Below are 20,401 nucleotides of genomic sequence, written 5' to 3'. Positions count from 1 at the left end.
ACGGGGTGGGGTCGGCGGATTATTCCGCCGGACCCTTGTTGTCACGGGCCGCAAGCTCTCGCAGCCATTTGCGGTGATGGCGATACGCCCAGCCACCTGTCACGGTTCCCCGAGTCATCGCACGCAGCGTGCCGCGCGTCCAGATCGCGGCATAGACGTGGATGATGAACACGAGGATGATCGCGACGGCCGCCAGCGCGTGGATCAGCACGGCAATCCGCCGGACCGGGATCGACACGAGCCCCGGGAAGAACTGTTCCCAGATCGCGATGCCGGTCAGGATCAGCACGACGATCAGCCCGGACATGCCCCAGAAGACGAATTTCTGGCCGGGGTTGTATTTCCCCAGCTCGGGCAGCTTGTCCTCGTTCTGCTTCACGACATCGCCGATCCGCGCCATCCATTTGGCATCCTCGCGCCGGGGCATGTTCAGACGCCACAGCTGCACGAACATCAGCGCGAAACTGACGAACAGGACGACGCCGACGATGGGATGCAGCCAGCGCGTGGTCTGACCGCCCCCGAAGAGGCCGGTCAGGAAATACAGCGCCGGGTCGAACAGCGACAGCCCGGACAGGGCCAGCACGATCAGGCAGACCGCCGTCACCCAATGGTTCGCACGGGTGAAGCCGCGATACCGGCTGACCCGGACGGGCTCATGGCTGGCGATGTGATCGCCCTTCTCGGAATATTGGGGGCGCGCCATCAGACCTGCCCCCCATCCTGCGGATCCCGGCCATCGACCAGACGATCGGCCTCGACTTCGTCATGCTCCTCGACCTCGTTCGGGCGGGCGAAGAGGCCATGCAGCGCGGCACCCGCAGCAGCGATGCCCATGACGGCCAGACCGGCGGTCTTGGTGACACCCTTCCAGCCCTCGACCACCGGCGAGATGCGCGGCTCCTCGGGCAGGTTGGCATAGAGCCCGGGCTGGTCGCGGTGATGCAGCACATACATCACATGCGTCCCGCCCACGCCCTCGGGGTCATAGAGACCTGCGTTCTCGTAGCCGCGCGATTTCAGGTCCTCGATCCGGCCCTCGGCATGGGCCTTCATATCGTCCTTGGTGCCGAAGACGATGGCCTGGGTCGGGCACGCCTTGGCGCAGGCCGGACCCTGCCCCACCGCGACGCGGTCCGAACACAACGTGCATTTGTAGCTCTTGTGATCGGTATCCGAGATGCGCGGAATGTTGAACGGGCAGCCCGTCACGCAGTATCCGCAGCCGATGCAGTTGTCGTGGTTGAAGTCCACGATGCCGTTCGAATACTGCACGATCGCGCCGGGGGCCGGGCAGGCCTTGAGGCAGCCCGGATCCTCGCAATGCATGCAGCCATCCTTGCGGATCAGCCATTCCAGCTCGTTCGTGACCGGGTTCTCCCATTCGCTGAAGCGCATCAGGGTGAACATGTCGGGCGTCAGGTCGTGGGGGTTTTCATAGACCCCCACGTTTTCGCCCACACCGGGATCAGTGTCGTTCCATTCGACGCAGGCCGACTGGCAGGCCTTGCAACCGATGCACTTGCTGACATCGATCAGCTTGGCCAGCTTCGTCAGCTCGCGATCCGGCTGCGGAACGTTCCGCGTGGCCGAGATGCGGGTGATGTCACCCTGGTCGAAATAGGCCTCGGTCGGCTGGACCGGCGGGTTCGAGACCGCGGTGGTCGGGCCAGATGCGGTATCCTTCATGCGACCGGCTCCTCTGCTGCGGGTTCGATGTTGACCAGGAAGGCCTTGTATTCGGGCGTCTGGATATTCGCGTCACCCACGAACGGCGTCAGGCTGTTCGGCCCGAAACCCTTCTTGGCGGCGCCCATGAAGCCCCAGTGCAGCGGGATGCCCACGACATGGACGGGCTTGCCGTCGCAGATCATCGGCTTGATCCGCTTGGTGACCACGGCCTTGGCCCAGATCTCGCCACGGTTGGACCAGACGCGCACGCGACCGCCCTTGGTGATGCCGCGATCCGCCGCCAGTTCCTCGCTGATCTCCACGAAGAACTCGGGCTGCAAGGCAGCGTTCACCTTGTTGTGCTTGGTCCAGTAGTGGAAATGCTCGGTCAGGCGATAGGAGGTCGCGACGAAGGGGAAGTCCGCACTGCTGCCCAGCTGTTCCAGATCGCCGGGGAAGATCCGTGCTGCCGGGTTGCCCCGCATCTTGCGATTGAGCACGTTTTCCACGGGGCTCTCGAAGGGCTCCATATGCGTCGGGAAGGGTCCGTCCACCATCATCTTGCGGCTGAACAGGCGTCCCGTGCCCTCATGCGTCATGATGAAGGGCATGACTTCGTCGGGCTTGGCCGTCGGTGCCGTGTCGGGCACGTCGAAGCCGACCCATTTTTCGCCGTTCCATTCGATCAGCGTGCGTTCGGGGTCCCATGGGCGCCCCTTCATGTCCGCCGATGCGCGGTTATACAGGATCCGTCGGTTGAGCGGCCATGCGAAGGACCATTTCAGGAAGGTCCCCGTGTCGCCCAGGTCCGAATTGTCCCGGCGCGCCATCATGTTGCCTTCCGGCGTGAACGACCCCGAGAAGATCCAGCACCCGGCCATGGTCGATCCGTCGTCGCGCAGATGCGCGAAGGTCGAGACCTGCTCGCCCGCGGGGACCAGCAGCTTCTCGGGATCGGCAAGGTCGTAGACGTCGCGCAGGGCGCGGCCGTTCATCTCCTTGGCCAGTTCCTCGGGCGAGGGCTCCATCGGATCCTCGTATTCCCAGTTCAGGTTCACGATCGGATCGGGGAACACGCCACCCTCGGTGCGATAGAGCTCGCGCACCCGCAGGAAGATGTTCGACATGATCCACGTATCCGGCTTGGCCTGCCCCGGTGCGGTCGCGCCCGGCCAATGCCATTGCAGCCAGCGACCCGAGTTCACGGTCGCGCCCTCGTCCTCGGCGAAGCAGGTCGTGGGCAGTTCCAGCACCTCGGTCTGGATCGAGGCCATGTCGACATCGTTGTAGATGCCGTGATCCTGCCAGAAATGCGCCGTTTCCGTCTGCAGCGGGTCCATGACGACCAGCAGCTTCAGCTTGGACAGCGCGCTCAGCAGCTTGGCCCGGTTCGGGAAGCTGAGGAACGGGTTGAAGCCCTGGCAGAAATACAGGTTCACCTCGCCCTTGGACATCATGTCGAACATGCGCAGGATGTCGTAGGTCGGCACGTCCAGCTTGGGCAGGTAATCGTAGGCCCAGTCGTTTTCGGCCGTGGCGGCATCGCCCCACATCGCCTTCTGGAAGGACACGAAGAACTTGGGATAGTTCTGCCAGTAGCTGATCTGGTTCGGCCGCAGCGGGGCGTTCGCCTTGCCCGCGATATAGGTCTCGAAGTCGACTTCCGTATCGCGCGGGATGTTCATGTATCCCGGGATCAGGTTCGACATCAGGCCCAGATCGGTCAGACCCTGGATGTTGGCATGCCCGCGAAGCGCGTTCACGCCGCCGCCCATCATGCCGATATTGCCCAGGATCAGCTGCAGCATGGCCATGCCGCGGATGTTCTGCGCACCCTTGGAATGCTGCGTCCAGCCAAGCGCATAGACCGAGGTCATGACGCGGTCGGGCGCGCTGCATTCGCCGATCATCTCGCAGATGGTCAGGAACTTGTCCTTGGGCGTGCCGGTGACATTCTCGACGAATTCGGGGGTATAGACGTCCACATGTTCGCGCAGCAGGTTCCACACGCAGCGCGGATCCTGAAGCGTCGGGTCGATCATCGCGAAGCCGTCATCGCCGATCTGGTATTCCCAGTCGTCCATGTCGTAGCTGCGCGTTTCCTCGTCATAGCCGTTGAACATGCCCTCGGACCAGCCGAAGCCGTCCTTCACCAGGAACGCCGCATTGGTATAGTTGCGGACGTATTCCCACTGGACCTTGTCGTTTTCCATGCACCAGCGGATCACCCCCATCAGGAAGGCAATGTCTGCGCCCGGACGGATCGGGGCATAGTAATCCGCAACCGATGCGGTGCGGGTAAAGCGCGGGTCGACCACGATCAGCTTCGCGCCGCGACGGGCCTTGGCTTCGGTCACCCATTTGAACCCGCATGGATGCGCCTCGGCGGCATTGCCGCCCATGACGACCACGAGGTCGGTATTCTTGATGTCGGTCCAGGCGTTCGTCATCGCGCCACGGCCAAATGTCGGAGCCAAACTGGCCACCGTAGGTCCGTGTCAGACGCGTGCCTGGTTGTCGAAGCCGACCATCCCCATCGAGCGCACGACCTTGTAGGTGGTCCATGCGGCCTCGTTGGTGGAACCCGATGCGGCAAGGAAACCTGCCGTCGTCCAGCGGTTGACCGGCGTGCCGATCTCGTTCCGCTCGATCATGTTGGCGTCGCGGTCATCCTTGATGGCGCGGGCGATCTTGTCGAAGGCCTCGTCCCAGGTGATGTCCTGCCATTCGCCGCCGCCGGGGGCACGATACCGGGGCTTGGTCGCGCGGGTCTCGGATTTCACGAAATCCTTCAGCGCCGAGCCTTTCGGGCACAGCGTGCCGCGGTTCGTGGGGTGGTCGGCATCGCCTTCCACATGGACCAGCTCGGCGGTCTCGCCCGCCTTGAGGTCACCCTTGGAATACAGGATGATCCCGCATGCCACCGAACAATAGGTGCAGATGTTGCGCGTCTCGGTCATCGTGGCCAGCTTGAAGGCGCGCACATGTGCCGCCTCTGCCGCCTCGGCCTTGCCGAAACCCATCGCGCCTAGCGATGTGGCTGCAACCCCTGCACCCGCCAGCCGCAGGAAACTGCGGCGTGAAAGGTCCATATTCATTCGACCCCTCTCCCTTGCGATTAGGCTTGGTACAAATTGTGTACATATGCTCTGCCCGCAACGCGGGATTGTCAATATCCGTCGCAGACGATGCATCCTTCATCAGCCGCGCGCGACCTTTCGCCGCAACCTGCGCACGGGACGGGGAACGAAGATTGTCCGGTCTTGTTGTCCTGCGAGTTTCATGCAGGAGAACCCCATGCCAGACAGCCCCGATCTTCGTTGCGACGTCGCCGTCATCGGTGCCGGAACGGCAGGCATGTCCGCCGAACGCGCCGCGCGCGATGCCGGGGCCTCGACCCTGCTCATCGATCCGGAATTCCGCGGGACGCTTTGCGCGAATACCGGCTGCATGCCGTCCAAGCTGCTGCTGGCGGCGGCCCATGCGGCGCATGATGCGCGCAGGGCACCCGTCTTCGGCGTCCATCCCGGCACCCCCCGCATCGACGGCCCGGCGGTGATGCAGCGCCTGCGGGAGGAACGCGACCGCTTTGTCCAGGGCACGCGCGAAAGCTATGACGACCTGCCCGAAGGCGTCATGGTGCGCGCCACGGCGCAATTCGCCGCACCGAACCGCCTGATCCTGTCGGACGGGCGCCATGTCGAGGCCCGCGCCGTTGTCATCGCGACGGGGTCGGCGAATGCGATCCCCGGGCCGTTCGAGGATCTGGGCGACCGGATGCTGACGAACGAGACCGTGTTCGAGATTGAAGACCTGCCAAACAGCCTGGCCGTCATCGGCGCGGGTGCCATCGGGTGCGAACTGGCACAAGGCATGGCCCGTCTGGGCGTGGCCGTGTCCTTGTTCGATCATGGCACCAGCGTCGGCAAGGCCCGCTGCCCCCGCGTGGGTCGCGCGCTGGAACAGGCGCTTGCCCGCGATGTCGATCTGCATCTGGGCGTCGAGACCGAGGCCCGTGCCGAAGGCTTCGGCCTGCGCCTGAGCTGGAAATCCGAGGATGACAGCGGCGAGGAGTATTTCGACCGCGTGCTGGTCGCGGCGGGGCGTCCGCCCAACCTGAAGGGCCTGTCGCTGGAACATTCGGGGCTGGATCTGGACGACAAGGGCATGCCGGATTTCGACCGCCGCACCATGCGATGCAGGGACAGCGCGATCTTCATCGCGGGCGATGCCAATGCCGATGCGCCCTTCCTGCACGAGGCATCGACCGAAGGCGCCGTGGCCGGGCGCAATGCCGCGAACCTGCCCCGGATCAGCCCCGCGGACCGCAGCCCGGCCTTCGCCCTGACCTTCACCGATCCGCCCATGGCCGTGATCGGCGTCGCCCCCGAGGAAGGACGCATCTGCGGCAGTTCCGATTACGGCGACCAGGGCCGTGCCAAGGTCGAGGCGATCAACGAGGGGCTGATGCGCATCTATGCCGACGATCAGGGTCGTCTGACCGGGGCGGACCTGTGCTGTCCGGGGGGCGACATGCTGGCCCATATCCTGGCCTGGGCGATCCAGTCGGGCGCGACCGCGCCCCAGCTGCTTGCCATGCCCTTCTATCACCCTACATTGGTCGAGGGCATGAAACCGGCGCTGCGCGAGATCTGCGCCCAGGTCGATGCACCCCAACCCTCGGATCGCGATTTCGGCACGCCCCCGGGCGCATAAGGCAGGACGGACACATGAGCGAGAAGATCATCGACCTCGGCAACGGGTTCTGGAACATCCGTGGCGATCTGCGCCTTGGCGGGGTGCTGAATGTCGGGACGCACGCATCGCTGGTGCAGCTTGGGTCGGGCGAATTCGTGATGCTGGACAGCTATCCCCTGTCGGGCGACATCCGCGACCAGGTGATGGCGCTGACCGATCAGGGCCGCGCCGTGACGGCGGTGCTGAACCTGCATCCCTATCACACGCTGCATTGCAAGGCCGTGGCGCGCGACTTTCCGCAGGCGCGGCTCTATGGGACCGAACGGCATCGTGCCCAGCATCCGGATCTGGCATGGCAGCCCACCTTGATCGACACCCCCGAGGCTGCGGCCATCTTCGCATCCGATCTGGTCCTGACGGTGCCGCGCGGCATCGACCACACGACCGAGAATGACCGCGTGCATGCGGGATCGGTGCTGGCCTGGCACCCGGCCAGCGCGTCGCTGCATGTGGACGATACGCTGAACATCCTGCCCGTCCCCGGCCCGTTGAAGCGCGTCTTCGGCAAGGACAAGCTGATCATGCACCCGACCATGCCCAAGGCGCTGACCGCCGATCCCGACTGCATCCGGGAACTGACCGCCTGGATCGACGAGCTGGCCGAGATCTGCGCCGGTCTGCGCAACCTGTGTGCCGCGCATAACGGCATCCGAGAGTTCCGCGCGGGTGAATTCGCCCCGGCGCTGCGCGATGCGTTCCAGCGCAGTCTGCCCGGCCTTCAGAAGGCGATGCAGCCCTGATCTTGCGTCGGCATCTTCTCCGTCCTAGGGCTGGGCGAAACAGAGGTGCCGATGGAACCGATCACCCTTCAATCGGGCCGCGCAAGGGCCCGGCTTCTGCGCTTCGGGGCGATCCTGCAGGATCTGCGGGTCGAGGGCATCGACCGCCCGCTGGTGCTGGGTCACCCCGATCCCGCAGCCTACAAGGACAGTTTCGCGCATGTGGGCGCCGTCGTGGGCCGGTTTGCGAACCGCATCGCGGGGGCCCGGTTCGATCTGGATGGCACGTCATACCAGCTGGATGCGAATGATCGCGGCAACTGCCTGCATGGCGGGTCCGCTGCCGCATCCCTGCAGGATTGGACCCTGACCCGCACGACCGAGGACAGCGCCATGATGACGCTGACCCTGCCCGACGGGGCGGCGGGCTTTCCGGGCAGACTGCAGGCCTGGCTGCGGATCACGCTGAACGATGACGGCCGCCGGACCTCGTTGGATTTCGACCTTCAGGCGACCTGCGACAGCCCGTCGCCCTGCAGCCTGACGCATCACGGATACTTCGCGCTTGGAGGGGATGCGGGGGACCAGCTGCTGACCGTCCATGCCGACCGTTACCTGCCCGTGGACGGAACGGGCATTCCCCTGCCCGATGCGCCCGCCCCCGTTTTCGGCACGCGCTTCGATTATCGCCAACCGCGCCCCTTGGGACGCGACGGCATCGATCACTGCTTCTGCCTGTCGGATGGCGATCTGCCGATGCGCGAAGTCGCGACCCTGCAGTCGCAGGACCTGCGCCTGCGCGTCATGACCACGGCGGCGGGGCTGCAGATCTATGACGGCGGGCATTTCCCGGCCCATGGCATTCCCGCGCACAAGGGTCAGCTGGCCCGCCCCCGCGCCGCCGTCGCGTTCGAGGCGCAGGCATGGCCCGACGCCCCGAACAGGCCGGATTTCCCGAACGCGATCCTGCGTCCGGGCGACATCTGGCAGCAGCGCACCCGTTACGAGATCGAGCCCGCCTGACCGACCGCGACCCGCGCGACCCCATCCTCGAATTGCGGATGGCGGGCGGTGATGCGGATCTGACCCGCATCCCCCGTCAGGCGCAGCCACATCCCCGTGGTGCCACCCTGCAGGGGCCGCGCCTGGGGGCCGATGAGCGTGGCGGGCCCTTCGACTGTGACCTCGACGCTGCCCGCAAGGAAGGGCAGCCGGTTGCCCGCCTGATCCAGGGCGCGCACCATCACCCGCAGGTCGATATCGCCATCGGCGGGGACGGCGTCCAGATCGGGCGCGACCTGCAGCGTGGTGGGCAGCGGGTCGGCCACGAAATCGCGCCGCGCGACCGGCTTGCCGTCGATCAGGCCGGTGATGCTTCCGGGATGCCAGCTCATCCCCCAAAGGCCCAGTTCCTCGGGGCCGATATGGCGGTGGTCGATGATGACCGGCGGATGCGGCAGATGCGGATATCGTTCGTGATCGGGGCCCACGCGCCGGGTGACGCCCGCGCATTCGAACTCGACCTCGTCGCAATTCGTCAGCACGATCAGGGGCAGCACGCCGCCGATATTGCGCTCACCCCGCGCCCAGAAGGTCACCGGCTCCATCACCACGCCCTCGGATGCGGGTTTCTGGCTGGCATAGGCATGGGCCGCGAATTTCGGTTCGCGCCAGATGTCCATCACGCCGTGATGGCAGATGCGGTCGCCTGCGCCGAAATCCTTGTGCGTGTTGTAGTCGAACATGCACCAGCCGATGCAGCCCGCGATGTTCGGATCGCCATGCGCCGCGTTCAGCACGTCCAGATGCCGGACGACATGTTCCATCTGCCGCAGTTCGGGGTCGCCCGCCTTGGTGGGGAACATATGGCCGTTATATTCGGTCACCACATAGGGGACCGGCGCCTTCAGCCCCGTCACCTCGGTCTGCGACCGCAGGGGGGTGCGCGGGCGCTGGACCAGCGGCACCTCGGATTCGTCCAGGATGAAGTCGTTCATCGTATAGACGTCCTCCAGCATCTCGCTGTCGGTGATGAAGCGCACGCCGCCCGTCGCCCGCGTCGGGTCCAGTTCCCGCGCGACCGCGTTGGTGCGGACATAGAAGTCGTGATTGTCCTGGCTCTCGTTGATGCGCACGCCCCAGATGACGATGCTGGGGTGGTTCCAGTCGCGGCGGATCATCGCGCGGACATTTTCCACCGACGCATCCTGCCATGCCTGATCGCCGATATGCTGCCAGCCGGGGATCTCCTCGAAGACCAGCAGGCCGATCTCGTCGCAGCGGTCGATGAACCACGGGCTCTGCGGGTAATGCGAGGTGCGCACCATGTTGCAGCCCAGATCGCGCTTCAGGATCTCGGCGTCGCGTTCCTGCGCGTGACGCCCGGCGGCATAGCCCGCATGTGCCCAGCTCTGATGCCGGTTCAGGCCGCGCAGCTTGACGGGCTGGCCGTTCAGCACGAACCCCTCGGGGGTCCATTCGGCGGTGCGGAAGCCGAAGCGGTGGGTCGTCACGTCGCCCGTGTCGGGCAGCGTCAGTTCCACGGTATAGAGCGCCGGATCATCCAGCGACCACAGGCGCAGGCCGGTCAGGCCCGACAGGATCAGCTCTCCCTCGCCCTCGGTCGCGGCAATTTCCCGGTCGCCGTCCAGCAGGCGGGCGCGGACCGGGCCGGGGGCCGTGACCTCGGGGCGGATCACGACGGTCTTTTCGTCCGACAGCGCGTCCGGCGTCAGGATGCGCGCGTTGGTCAGATGCCGTTCGGGCAGAACCTCCAGCCAGACATCGCGATAGATGCCGGCATAGGTCAGATAGTCGATCTGCGCGCCGAAGGGTGGGATCGCGGGGTTTTCCGACCCGTCCAGATGCACGGTCACCACCGCCTGGCCGTCGCCCAGGTGATCGGTCAGATCGGCGGTGAAGGGGGTATAGCCGTCGGCATGGGCCGCGACCTGCACCCCGTTCACGAAGACCCTCGAATCCGCCATCGCGCCATCGAACCGCAGGCGCACATGGCGGCCCAGCCATGCCGGATCGGCGTCGATCACCCGCTGATAGGTGAAGGGCTTCTGAAAGCACGCCTCGTCGAAATAGGTCAGCGGCATGTCCACCGCGTTATGCGGCAGGCGCACCGCCTGTCCCGCCAGAACCGCTGCAGGGTTGGAATGGCCGGGCGCGAAGGTCCAGCCGTCATTCAGTTTCAGCGTCTCGCGCATGATCACCACTCTGCAAAGCTGCCGTCGGCATGGCGCCAGACGGGGTTGCGCCAGCGATGGCCCTGTGCGGCCATCTCGCGGACCTTATCCTCGTTCACCTCGACGCCCAGGCCCGGGCCCTGCGGGATCTTCACGAAACCGTCCTCGTAGTCGAAGACGCTCGGATCGACCAGGTAATCCAGCAGGTCGCTGCCTTCGTTGTAATGGATACCGAGCGACTGTTCCTGGATGAACGCGTTGTAGCAGACCGCATCCAGCTGCAGGTTCGCGGCCAACGCGATCGGCCCAAGCGGGCAGTGCAGCGCAAGCGCGACGTCATGCGCCTCGGCCATGGACGCGATGCGATAAGTTTCGGTGATGCCGCCTGCATGGCTGGGATCGGGCTGGACGATGTCAACGAAGCCGCCCTGCAGGATCGCCTTGAAATCCCACCTCGTATACAGCCGCTCGCCCAGGGCGATGGGGGTCGAGCAATGATTGGCGATCTCGCGCAGGGCCTCGGCATGTTCGGACAGGACCGGCTCCTCGATGAACATCAGGCGGAAGGGCTCCAGCTCGCGCGCCAGCACCTTGGCCATCGGGCGATGCACGCGCCCGTGGAAATCGATCCCGATGCCGAAATCCTGGCCCATCTCGTCGCGGATGGCCTGAACGCGCTCCAGCACCTGATCGACCTTGGCGTGGGTATCGACGAACTGCATCTCCTCGGTGCCGTTCATCTTGACGGCGGTAAAGCCCCGGTCGCCGCAATCGCGCGCCATGCGTGCCGTGTCGCCCGGACGGTCGCCGCCGATCCAGCTGTAGACCCGGATCCGGTCGCGCAGCTGGCCGCCCAGCAGCGCATGGACCGGAACGCCCAGATCCTTGCCCTTGATGTCCCACAGCGCCTGGTCGAGGCCCGCGATGGCCGACATGTGGATGCCGCCCCCGCGATAGAAGCCCGCGCGATACATGACCGTCCAGTGATCCTGGATCAGGCGCGGGTCGCGGCCGATCAGGTAATCCGACAGCTCTTCGACGCAGGCGGCGACGGATGCGGCGCGGCCTTCCAGCACGGGCTCGCCCCAGCCGCTGATGCCCTCGTCGGTGCTGATCTTGACGAAGCACCAGCGCGGCGGAACGATGAAGGTTTCGATCTGGGTGATCTTCATGGTCTCAGTCCTGGAATTCGGGTGCCGCGTGGGTGCGGCCGTTCATGAATGCATCCGCGACAAGGCGCAGCGGGGCCAGGTCGAAATCGCTCTCGCCACGGGCGACCAGTTCGACGAAACGGGCATAGAGCCGAGCATATTCGCGGTTCCCGCCCGATTGCATCTCGGTTCCGTCGACGATCAGGCGCGCCCCGCCATCGGCCAGGATCGCGGTGCCGTCATCCGTCTCGAAGCGGATCTGCCAGATATCCGCGCCCTGCTGGCGCCAATCCAGACGCGCGGTGACGGGGTGACCCGCATCCAGCACCAGATCGGCGGCGATGGGGGTCTGACAGTTCGAGGGAATGTGCAGCTCGGCCCCGACCATGCGGGCGGGCGCGGGCAGCACGGCGGTCAGGATCGACAGCGCGTTGATTCCCGGATCGAAGACGCCAAGCCCGCCCGCCTGCCAGATCCATTGCTGACCCGGATGCCATTTGCGCACATCCTCGGCCCAGTCGATATGGGTGCGGCGCAGGGTGCGGCCCGCAAGCCAGTCGCGGCAGGCATCGACCGCCGCGGCCTCTCGCGAGTGCCAGGTCGCGAAGATGGTCAGGCCGCGCGATTTCGCCTCGGCCGCCAGCAGTTCCAGTTCCGACAGCGTTGCACCGGGGGGCTTTTCCAGCATCAGGTGGCGGTTCGCGCGCAGGACCGACATGGCCTGTTCGAACCGACCTTGCGGGGGCGTGCAGAGCGACACGGCATCGACGCTGTCCGCCGCCAGCAACGCATCGACATCGGAATGGTTCGCCACGCCTTCGGCCTGTGCGTTGCGGCTGGCGATATCGGTCAGCACGATGCCCGGCGTCGCATCGATGGCGGGCAGGTGCTGGGCCCGGGCAATGGTCCCCAGACCCACAAGGCCAAGCTTCAGATCGCTCATCTCAGGCGCTGCCCAGTCTCGGCGTCGAAGAAATAGGCCGCCGCAGGGTCGAAGGTCAGCCCCACGGTGCCACCGCCCGCCGGGTCGAGGCGTTTGTCGGTCTGCACGACCAGCTTCTCGCCCGACGGGGCGGTCAGATGCGCGAAGGTCATCCCGCCCAGGTTCTCGGCCAGCTCGACCCGGAAGGGCCCGTCGCCCTCGATCTTCAGAACGTCGGGGCGCAGGCCCATCTCGATCTTGCGCCCCTCCAGCAGGTTGCCGTTCGAATGGGGGATCGGCATCGCGAAGGCGGGCACGTCCAGCCGGCCGTCCTTCACCTGCCCCTGCACGAAGTTCATCGAGGGGCTGCCGATGAAGCCCGCCACGAAGCGGTTGTCCGGATCGTCGTACAGATGCATGGGCGCGCCGACCTGCTCGATCCGGCCCGCCCGCAGGACGACGATCTTGTCGGCCATGGTCATCGCCTCGACCTGGTCATGGGTGACATAGATCATCGTGGCCTTGATCTCGCGGTGAAGGCGCGCGATCTCGGCCCGCATCTCGACCCGCAATTCGGCGTCCAGGTTCGACAGCGGTTCGTCGAACAGGAAGACCTTGGGCCCCCGCACGATGGCGCGACCGATGGCGACGCGCTGGCGCTGACCGCCCGACAGGGCGGCAGGCTTGCGATCCAGCAGCGGTTCCAGCTTGAGGATGCGCGCGGCCTCGGCGACCTTGTCGCGGATCTCGGCCTTGGGATGGCGGTTCATCTTCAGGCCGAAACCCATGTTCTCGGCCACGGTCATGTGCGGATAGAGCGCGTAGGTCTGGAAGACCATCGCCACGCCGCGATCGGCAGGTTCCGCATGGGTGACATCGTCATCCTCGATACGGATCTGGCCGTCGCTGGTCTCCTCCAGTCCCGCGATCATGCGCAGCAGCGTGGACTTGCCGCAGCCCGAAGGCCCGACGAAGACGCAGAATTCGCCCTGCTCGACCTTCAGATCGACGCCGTGAATGACCCGCACGGGGCCGAAATCCTTGGTGACGCGGTTCAGCTGTACGCCGGACATGCGGACCTCATTGCTTGGTTTCAGGAAAGCGCCACGCCTCGGCGGCGGCGGCGATGGCTGCGCTGGCATCGGTCACGGGACCGGCCAGCGCCAGAAGCTGATCGCGCGAGGTGGCGGCGGTGGTGGTGGTTACCGACAGCGCGCCCAGCATGCGCCCCGATTTCGACAGGATCGGCACGGCGATGCAGGCGATGCCCGCCTCGTGTTCCTCGTCGTCCAGCGCGTATCCGCGGTCGCGGATAAGGGCCAGTTCGGCCTTCAGCGCCTCGGGGGTGGTGATGGTCCGGGGCGTATGCCCGTGGAAGGATTGCCGGGATATCGCCTGTTCCAGCCGCGCATCGGACAGATGGGCCAGCATCGCCTTGCCCACACCCGTGCAATAGGCCGGTCCGATCTTGCCCGATTGCGAGAACATCTCGACCGGCTGGCGGGCGTTGCGCTTGTCCACATAAAGGACGGCACCGTTGTCCAGCTGCGCCAGGTGCACCGTCTGCCCGATCCGGTCGGCCAGATCGTCGATGATGCCCTTGGCCAGGGGCGCCAGGCTGGATTGCGCCCAGGCCGAATGCGCCAGGCGCACAAGGCGCATGCCCGGCGCATAGGTCTGGCGATCCTCGTCGAACAGCAGCATGTCCTGGTTCGCCAGCACCTGCAGGAAACGATAGAGCGTCGCCTTGGGCAGGCCCGCGCGCGGCATGATTTCCGCAAAGCGCACGGGCCGGCCGAATTCGGCCACGAGGTCCAGCACCGCCAGGGTGCGACCCACCGTCCCGTCCGAAGTTTCGCGATCATGCGCCGTCACGTCGATCCCCCTCCCGCTCTGGCTGTTGTTGACAGGCTAGTCGATTCGCAGCATAGTTTCAATATTCAAAACCAAGTTTCAAATAATGGAACCAACTCGGGAGGAGACCATGTTCCAGGTTAAGCACGGACTGGTGTTGGCGGCATTGCTGGGCACGACCGCACCGGCCTTCGCGCAGACGCGGACGCTGGTGATGAACACCGACGCGTCCGACCCCGCCCCCAAGGCGGCGTTCGAGCAGCTGATCGCGGATTTCGAGGCCGAGTATCCCGACATCAAGGTCGAGGTGAACGTCTTCGATCACGAGGGGTACAAGACCGCGATCCGCAACTTCCTGACGGCCGACGCGCCGGATCTGGCGAACTGGTACGCGGGCAACCGCATGCGCCCCTTCGTCGAGGCGAACCAGTTCATGGACGTGTCGGATGTCTGGGCGGAAAACGGGCTGGAGGAGAGCCTGCATTCCGCCGCATCCTCGATGACCATCGACGGCAAGCAATGGGGCGTGCCCTACACCTACTACCAGTGGGGCATCTACTATAACCGCGACGCCTATGCGCAGGCGGGCGTGGACCCCGAATCCATCGAGACTTGGGACGATTTCATCGCCGCCTGCGAGAAGATCGACGCCGCCGGCATCGACTGCCTGACCACCGGCAGCAAGGCGCTGTGGCCTATCGCGGGGATCTTCGACTATGTGAACCTGCGCACGAACGGCTACGATTTCCACATGCAGCTGACCTCGGGCGAGGTTCCCTGGACCGACGATCGCGTCAAGGCGGCCTTCGCGAACTGGGAAAAGGTGCTGCCCTATACCACCGACAACCATGCGGCCATCGACTGGCAGGACGCGGTGGCGAACCTGGTCCAGGGCAAGGCCGCCAACTATGTCATGGGGAACTTCGCGGTCGCGGCCTTCAAGGATGGCGGCATGACCGACGAGAACCTGGGCTTCATGCCCTTCCCGACCATCGATGACAGCATCGCCCGGGCGGAGGATGCGCCCACCGACACCATCCACATCCCCGCAGGCGCCAAGAACCCCGAGGATGCCAAGCTGTTCCTGGCCTTCCTTGCCCGCGCCGACGTCCAGACCAAGATGAACGAGACGCTCGGCCAGCTGCCGATCAACGCCGACAGCACGGTCGTCGACGACCCCTATCTGCAGCAGGGCTTCGAGATGCTGTCCTCGGCCGAGGGCGGGATCGCGCAGTTCTTCGACCGCGACGCCAGCCCCGAGATGGCCAAGGCCGGGATGGAGGGCTTCCAGGAATTCATGGTCCGCCCCGAACGCCTCGACCAGATCCTCGATCGTCTGGAACGCCAGCGTCAGCGCCTTGCCGGCAAGTGATGCCTGACAGGGGGCGGCCTGTCCGCCCCCTCCCTTACGCCCACCCCATCCGGAGGACGAGATGTCCCTCACCCCCGACACCTTCGGCACGCCTGCGCCGCGCAAGCGTCGCCGCAACCAGCTGACGCCCTGGCTGTTCCTTGCGCCCGGCATCCTGATGTTTGCCGTCTATGTCGTCATCCCGATCTTCCAGTCCTTCTGGATCTCGTTCCATTCCTGGGACGGCATCGGAGAGGCAAGCTGGGTCGGGCTCTCCAACTATTCCGAGCTGTGGTGGGACGACGCCTTCTATACCAGTCTGAAGAACAACATCATCTGGCTGGTCCTTTACATGCTGGCAGTTCCCCTGGGGCTGCTGATCGCGCTGTTCTTGAACCAGACCGTGCGCGGCATTCGCATCTACAAGTCACTGTTCTTCTTCCCCTTCGTGATCAGCCAGGTCGTCGTGGGCCTGATGTTCTCGTGGTTCTACGCCCCCGATTTCGGCCTTTTCTACACCCTGATCGAGGCCGTGACCGGGAACGGCGTCGCGATCCTTGCCGATGAACGCTTCGTCACCTACGGCATCATCGCGGCCGGCCTGTGGCCGCAGATCGCCTATTGCATGATCCTGTACCTGACGGGCCTGAACGCCGTCGCACCCGACCAGATCGAGGCCGCGCGTCTGGACGGTGCCAAGGGCTGGCGGATGCTGTGGCACGTCGTCATCCCGCAGCTGCGTCCCGCGACCTTCATCGCCGTGGTCGTCACCGTCATCGGCGCGCTGCGCAGTTTCGACCTCGTGTCGATCATGACCGCGGGCGGCCCCTTCGGGTCGTCGCGCGTGCTGTCCTACTACATGTACGAACAGGCCCTGTCGGAATACGGCTACCGGATGGGTTACGGCGCGGCCATCGCCGTGGTGCTGTTCGCCATCATGATGATCTTCATTTCGGGCTTCATCTGGAAGATGTGGCGCGACGAGAGAGGGGTCTGACCCATGTTTCCCCGTCCCATCCAGACCCTGTCGCCTGCCGCGCAGCGTGGATACAAGATCGCCCTGCCGATCATGCTGATCCTGTGGCTGCTGCCGCTTCTGGGGGTCGCGCTGACCTCGTTCCGGCCTTCGAGCGACCTGGCCCAGGGCAACTACTTCGGCATGCCCTCGCGCATCGCCTTCGAGAACTATCTGGACGTGTTCCGCAATTCGCCCTTCGCGCAATACCTGTGGAACAGCTTCCGCGTGACCATTCCGGTCGTCATCGGCGCGGTCGGGCTGTCCTGCCTGACAGGCTTCGCGCTGGCCGTGTACCGGTTCCGCCTGTCGATGGTGGTGTTCTTCATGTTCGTCGCGGGCAATTTCGTGCCCTTCCAGATCCTGATGGTGCCGGTGCGCGACCTGACGGTGAACATGGGGCTGTACAACAGCATCACCGGGCTGGCGCTGTTCCACATCGCGTTCCAGACGGGCTTCTGCACGCTGTTCATGCGCAACTTCATCAAGGCGCTGCCCAAGGAGCTGATCGAGGCCGCCCGCGTCGAGGGCGTGAGCGAGTGGCAGATCTTCTGGCACATCGTCATGCCGCTGGTGCGTCCGGCCATCGCCGCGCTGTCGGTCCTGATCTTCACCTTCATCTGGAACGATTACTTCTGGGCCACCGTCCTGACCACCGGTGCCAGCACGCAGCCTATCACGGCGGGTCTGAACAGCCTGAACGGACAGTGGATCGCGGCCTGGCACCTCGTCAGCGCGGGTTCGATCCTGGCGGCGCTTCCGCCGGTCCTGATGTTCTTCCTGATGCAGCGGCACTTCATCGCCGGTCTGACGCTCGGTGCCGTGAAATGAGCTTCTGGCGTATCGACACCCCGACACAGACGCTGGTCTTCGGATCGGATGGCGGGCTTGCCTGCTGCCACTACTGGGGCGCGCCCCTGCCCGACGGCACCGACCTTGCCGCGATGGTCGCGGCGGGACGCGGGGGCATCACCGGCGGCATGCTGGACCAGGTGCCGCCCCTGTCGCTGGCCCCCGAGGCGCGACGCAGCTTTCCGGGGCAGCCGGGGCTGGTGGCCTTCGGACCCGACGGCGCGCAGCTGGAACCCGAATGGCAATTCGCCGGGGCGGACCATGACGGCGGCACGCTTGCCCTGCGCCACAAGGCGCAGGGGCTGGCGCTGGACTTCACCATCCGCGCGCTGGATCACGGGCTTGTCGCGATCTCGGCGCAGCTGCGATCCGACCTGCCGATCCGGCTGCACTGGCTGACGGCGGGGGCGCTGCCCCTGCCCGCGCATCTGGACCGGCTGACCGAATTCGCGGGTCGCTGGACGCGCGAATGGCAACCGGTGACGACGGTGCTGGACCACGGCATGCGGGTGCGCGAGGCCCGCACCGGGCGCTCGGGGCATGAACATCCGCCGCACATGATCCTTGCGGCCCAGGGCACGACCAACACGCGGGGCGAGAACCTGGCCATTCATTACGGCTGGTCGGGCGGTCACCGCATGGTGGTCGAAACCCTGCCCGAGGGTCGCCGCCAGTTGCAGCTGGGCCATGTCACCGGGTCGGAACGCGCCCCGGCCACGGCCTTCGCCACCGCCGAGATGATCGTCGCACGCAGCGACGAGGGCCTGAACGGCACGGCGATCCCGTTCCAGCGCCATATCCGCGACCACCTGCCGCCCGCGCGCCAGCCCCGCCCCGTCCATTACAACGGGTGGGAGGCGATCTATTTCCGCCACGACCAGGCCGAGCTGCGCCGCATCGCGGACCGCGCCGCCGAACTGGGGGCCGAGCGCTTCGTGCTGGACGATGGCTGGTTCGGGCTGCGCGACGACGACACCTCGTCGCTTGGGGACTGGGTCATCGACCCGCGTAAGCACCCCGAAGGCTTCAGCCCGCTGATCGATCATGTGCGTGCCTTGGGCATGCGCTTCGGCCTGTGGTTCGAACCAGAGATGATCAACGAGGACAGCGACCTTCACCGTGCGCATCCCGACTGGGTCATGGGCCCCGCCGATCAGATCCGGGGCCGCAACCAACTGCACCTGGACATGAGCCGCAAGGACGTGCGCGACCACCTGTTCGCCCGCATCGACGCCGTGCTGTCCGATAACGACATCGATTACGTCAAATGGGACCACAACCGGCTGACGCCCTTCCCCGACGCGGCCCAGACGCGCGGTGTCTATGCCCTGCTGGACCGGCTGCGGGCGGCGCATCCGGGCGTCGAATTCGAAAGCTGCGCCTCGGGCGGGGGGCGCATCGACGCGGGTATCCTGACCCGCTGCGGACGGGTCTGGCTGTCGGACAGCAACGACGCGCTGGAACGGCTGCGCATTCAGCATCACGCGGCATCGCTGTTGCCCGCCTGCGCGACGGGCAGCCATGTCGGCCCGCGCGACTGTCACACCAGCCACCGCGTCCTGCCGATGGCCCTGCGCGCATGGACCGCGGCGCAGCGGCACATGGGCTTCGAGATGGACCCCCACGAGCTGACCGAGGACGAGGCCGCAACCCTGACCCGCGTCACCGCCTGGTGGAAGGCCAATCGCGACTGGATGATGGCGGGCGACATCTGGCGGCTGGACCGCCCCGACGACGCGTTGGCCGAAATGCAGCTGGCCGCCGACAGGTCGCGCTTCGCGGTCTTCGCGGCCCAGATCACCGCGCCCGTCGCGCTGCAGCCGCCGCTGCTGCGGCTGACCGGGCTGGACGCGGACGCGACCTATCGCCTGCGCCTGATCGAGGCGCCCTTGCGGCATGCGACCTCTCGTGTCGCGCTGACCGAGGGGGAAATCACCCTGTCCGGCGCAGTTCTCATGGCGCAGGGGGTTGCGTTGCCGCCCGCCTTCCCGCAGTCCATCGCCGTCATCGAAGGAGAGCGTTTGTGACAGGAACGATCGACTGGATCGCCGCCGACTGGGGCACGACCAACCTGCGGCTCTGGGCCATGTCGGGCCGCGTGCCCGTCGAGGCCCGGACCGACCCCCGCGGCATGAGCGGCCTTGCGCCCGGGGATTACGGCACCGTCCTGACCGAGGCGACCGCGGGCTGGCCCGCCGTTCCGGTCATCGCCAGCGGCATGGTCGGGTCGCGCCAGGGCTGGTCCGAGGCCCCCTATGCCCCCGTCCCCTGTCCGGCCACGCCGCGCCTCGTGCCGGTGCCGGGCGACCCCGGCGGGCGGCCCGTGCGCATCGTCTGCGGCCTCCGGCAGGACGATCCCGCCGATGTCATGCGTGGAGAGGAAACCCAGATCGCGGGGCTTCTGGCCGCCCATCCCAAGTTCGACGGCGTGGCCTGCCTGCCCGGCACCCATACCAAATGGGTCCGCATTTCCGCCGAGGAGATCTGCAACTTCAAATCCGTCATGACAGGCGAGATCTTCGGCCTGATCGCGGGACAATCGGTCCTGCGCCATTCGGTCGAGGGCGGCGAATGCGACATGCCCGCCTTCCTTGCCGCCGTATCGGACGCCTTGGCCCGCCCCGAGCGCGGCTATGGCAACCTGTTTCAGATCCGCGCCGAGGGGTTGCTGGGCGACCTGCCGCCCCAGATCGCCCGCGCGCGCCTGTCGGGCACGCTGATCGGCTGGGAACTGGCGGCGACCAAGCCCTGGTGGCTTGGCAGCGACATCACCATCATCGGCGCATCCAGCTTGGCCCGGCTCTATTCCGAAGCGCTGAGCGCGCAGGGGCTGGCCCCCCGCAGCGTCTCGGTCGAGGACGCGACCCTGGCCGGGCTGAGCGCCGCATATGACCGCTTCAGATCGGAAGGTTGA

16 protein-coding genes are annotated in these 20,401 nt (G+C 66.0%); 8 read left to right on the top strand and 8 right to left on the bottom strand.

Annotation, left to right across the window (positions count from 1 at the left end):
- Positions 1–19: 19 nt before the first annotated feature.
- The 3 genes from KO490_RS09050 to fdnG are packed head-to-tail and all read right to left on the bottom strand — an operon-like array spanning position 20 to position 4,763.
- On the bottom strand, positions 20–706 hold the full coding sequence (locus tag KO490_RS09050; protein WP_216019090.1) for a formate dehydrogenase subunit gamma: 687 nt from the start codon (positions 704–706) through the stop codon (positions 20–22).
- Positions 706–1,689, bottom strand: a complete 984-nt coding sequence (gene fdxH, locus KO490_RS09045; protein WP_216019089.1) for a formate dehydrogenase subunit beta — start codon at positions 1,687–1,689, stop codon at positions 706–708. Before fdxH ends, KO490_RS09050 begins: the two co-directional genes overlap by 1 nt.
- Entirely contained in the window at positions 1,686–4,763 is a 3,078-nt protein-coding gene (gene fdnG, locus KO490_RS09040) for a formate dehydrogenase-N subunit alpha (protein WP_368500148.1), read from the bottom strand. Before fdnG ends, fdxH begins: the two co-directional genes overlap by 4 nt.
- Positions 4,764–4,968: 205 nt before the next feature.
- On the opposite strand from fdnG, the gene KO490_RS09030 reads away from it, so the two are divergent.
- From KO490_RS09030 to KO490_RS09020, 3 genes are read left to right on the top strand one after another with little or no spacing between them, the layout of a single operon-like run.
- Positions 4,969–6,387 (top strand): dihydrolipoyl dehydrogenase, encoded by a 1,419-nt coding sequence (locus KO490_RS09030; protein WP_216019086.1) that lies wholly within the window; start codon positions 4,969–4,971, stop codon positions 6,385–6,387.
- A 14-nt stretch (positions 6,388–6,401) separates the two neighbouring features.
- Positions 6,402–7,169: a hypothetical protein gene (locus KO490_RS09025; RefSeq protein ID WP_216019085.1), complete on the top strand. Its 768-nt coding sequence runs from the start codon at positions 6,402–6,404 to the stop codon at positions 7,167–7,169.
- Between the two features lie 51 nt (positions 7,170–7,220).
- Positions 7,221–8,171: an aldose epimerase family protein gene (locus KO490_RS09020; RefSeq protein WP_216019084.1), complete on the top strand. Its 951-nt coding sequence runs from the start codon at positions 7,221–7,223 to the stop codon at positions 8,169–8,171.
- Here the strand turns inward: KO490_RS09020 and KO490_RS09015 are convergent.
- Genes KO490_RS09015 through KO490_RS08995 form a run of 5 tightly spaced genes read right to left on the bottom strand, consistent with a single transcriptional unit; the run spans position 8,150 to position 14,296 of the window.
- Positions 8,150–10,363, bottom strand: a complete 2,214-nt coding sequence (locus tag KO490_RS09015) for a glycoside hydrolase family 2 TIM barrel-domain containing protein (RefSeq protein WP_216019083.1) — start codon at positions 10,361–10,363, stop codon at positions 8,150–8,152. The genes KO490_RS09020 and KO490_RS09015 overlap by 22 nt on opposite strands.
- A gap of 2 nt (positions 10,364–10,365) precedes the next feature.
- Complete coding sequence (gene dgoD, locus KO490_RS09010; protein WP_216019082.1) at positions 10,366–11,514, bottom strand: galactonate dehydratase; 1,149 nt, start codon at positions 11,512–11,514, stop codon at positions 10,366–10,368.
- A gap of 4 nt (positions 11,515–11,518) precedes the next feature.
- Positions 11,519–12,436, bottom strand: coding sequence for a Gfo/Idh/MocA family protein (locus KO490_RS09005; RefSeq protein WP_216019081.1), 918 nt, complete (start codon positions 12,434–12,436; stop codon positions 11,519–11,521).
- Positions 12,433–13,488: an ABC transporter ATP-binding protein gene (locus tag KO490_RS09000; RefSeq protein WP_216019080.1), complete on the bottom strand. Its 1,056-nt coding sequence runs from the start codon at positions 13,486–13,488 to the stop codon at positions 12,433–12,435. The genes KO490_RS09005 and KO490_RS09000 overlap by 4 nt, the downstream gene beginning before the upstream one ends.
- A 7-nt stretch (positions 13,489–13,495) precedes the next feature.
- The gene (locus KO490_RS08995; RefSeq protein ID WP_371822295.1) at positions 13,496–14,296 is read right to left on the bottom strand and encodes an IclR family transcriptional regulator; all 801 of its coding nucleotides are present in this window, start codon (positions 14,294–14,296) and stop codon (positions 13,496–13,498) included.
- 103 nt (positions 14,297–14,399) lie between these two features.
- Here KO490_RS08995 and KO490_RS08990 point away from each other — a divergent pair, with 103 nt between their 5' ends.
- From KO490_RS08990 to KO490_RS08970, 5 genes are all read left to right on the top strand, one after another.
- Positions 14,400–15,641 (top strand): ABC transporter substrate-binding protein, encoded by a 1,242-nt coding sequence (locus tag KO490_RS08990; RefSeq protein ID WP_216019079.1) that lies wholly within the window; start codon positions 14,400–14,402, stop codon positions 15,639–15,641.
- 61 nt (positions 15,642–15,702) lie between these two features.
- Positions 15,703–16,617: a carbohydrate ABC transporter permease gene (locus KO490_RS08985; RefSeq protein WP_216019078.1), complete on the top strand. Its 915-nt coding sequence runs from the start codon at positions 15,703–15,705 to the stop codon at positions 16,615–16,617.
- A 3-nt stretch (positions 16,618–16,620) separates the two neighbouring features.
- Positions 16,621–17,466, top strand: a complete 846-nt coding sequence (locus tag KO490_RS08980; protein WP_216019077.1) for a carbohydrate ABC transporter permease — start codon at positions 16,621–16,623, stop codon at positions 17,464–17,466.
- On the top strand, positions 17,463–19,514 hold the full coding sequence (locus KO490_RS08975; protein WP_216019076.1) for an alpha-galactosidase: 2,052 nt from the start codon (positions 17,463–17,465) through the stop codon (positions 19,512–19,514). Before KO490_RS08980 ends, KO490_RS08975 begins: the two co-directional genes overlap by 4 nt.
- On the top strand, positions 19,511–20,401 hold the full coding sequence (locus KO490_RS08970; RefSeq protein WP_216019075.1) for a 2-dehydro-3-deoxygalactonokinase: 891 nt from the start codon (positions 19,511–19,513) through the stop codon (positions 20,399–20,401). The genes KO490_RS08975 and KO490_RS08970 overlap by 4 nt, the downstream gene beginning before the upstream one ends.

Source organism: Paracoccus sp. C2R09, assembly GCF_018860625.1.
Lineage (GTDB): Bacteria > Pseudomonadota > Alphaproteobacteria > Rhodobacterales > Rhodobacteraceae > Paracoccus.
Note: the sequence above shows the minus strand (reverse complement) of the source record. Positions and strands in the feature narration are given on the sequence as shown.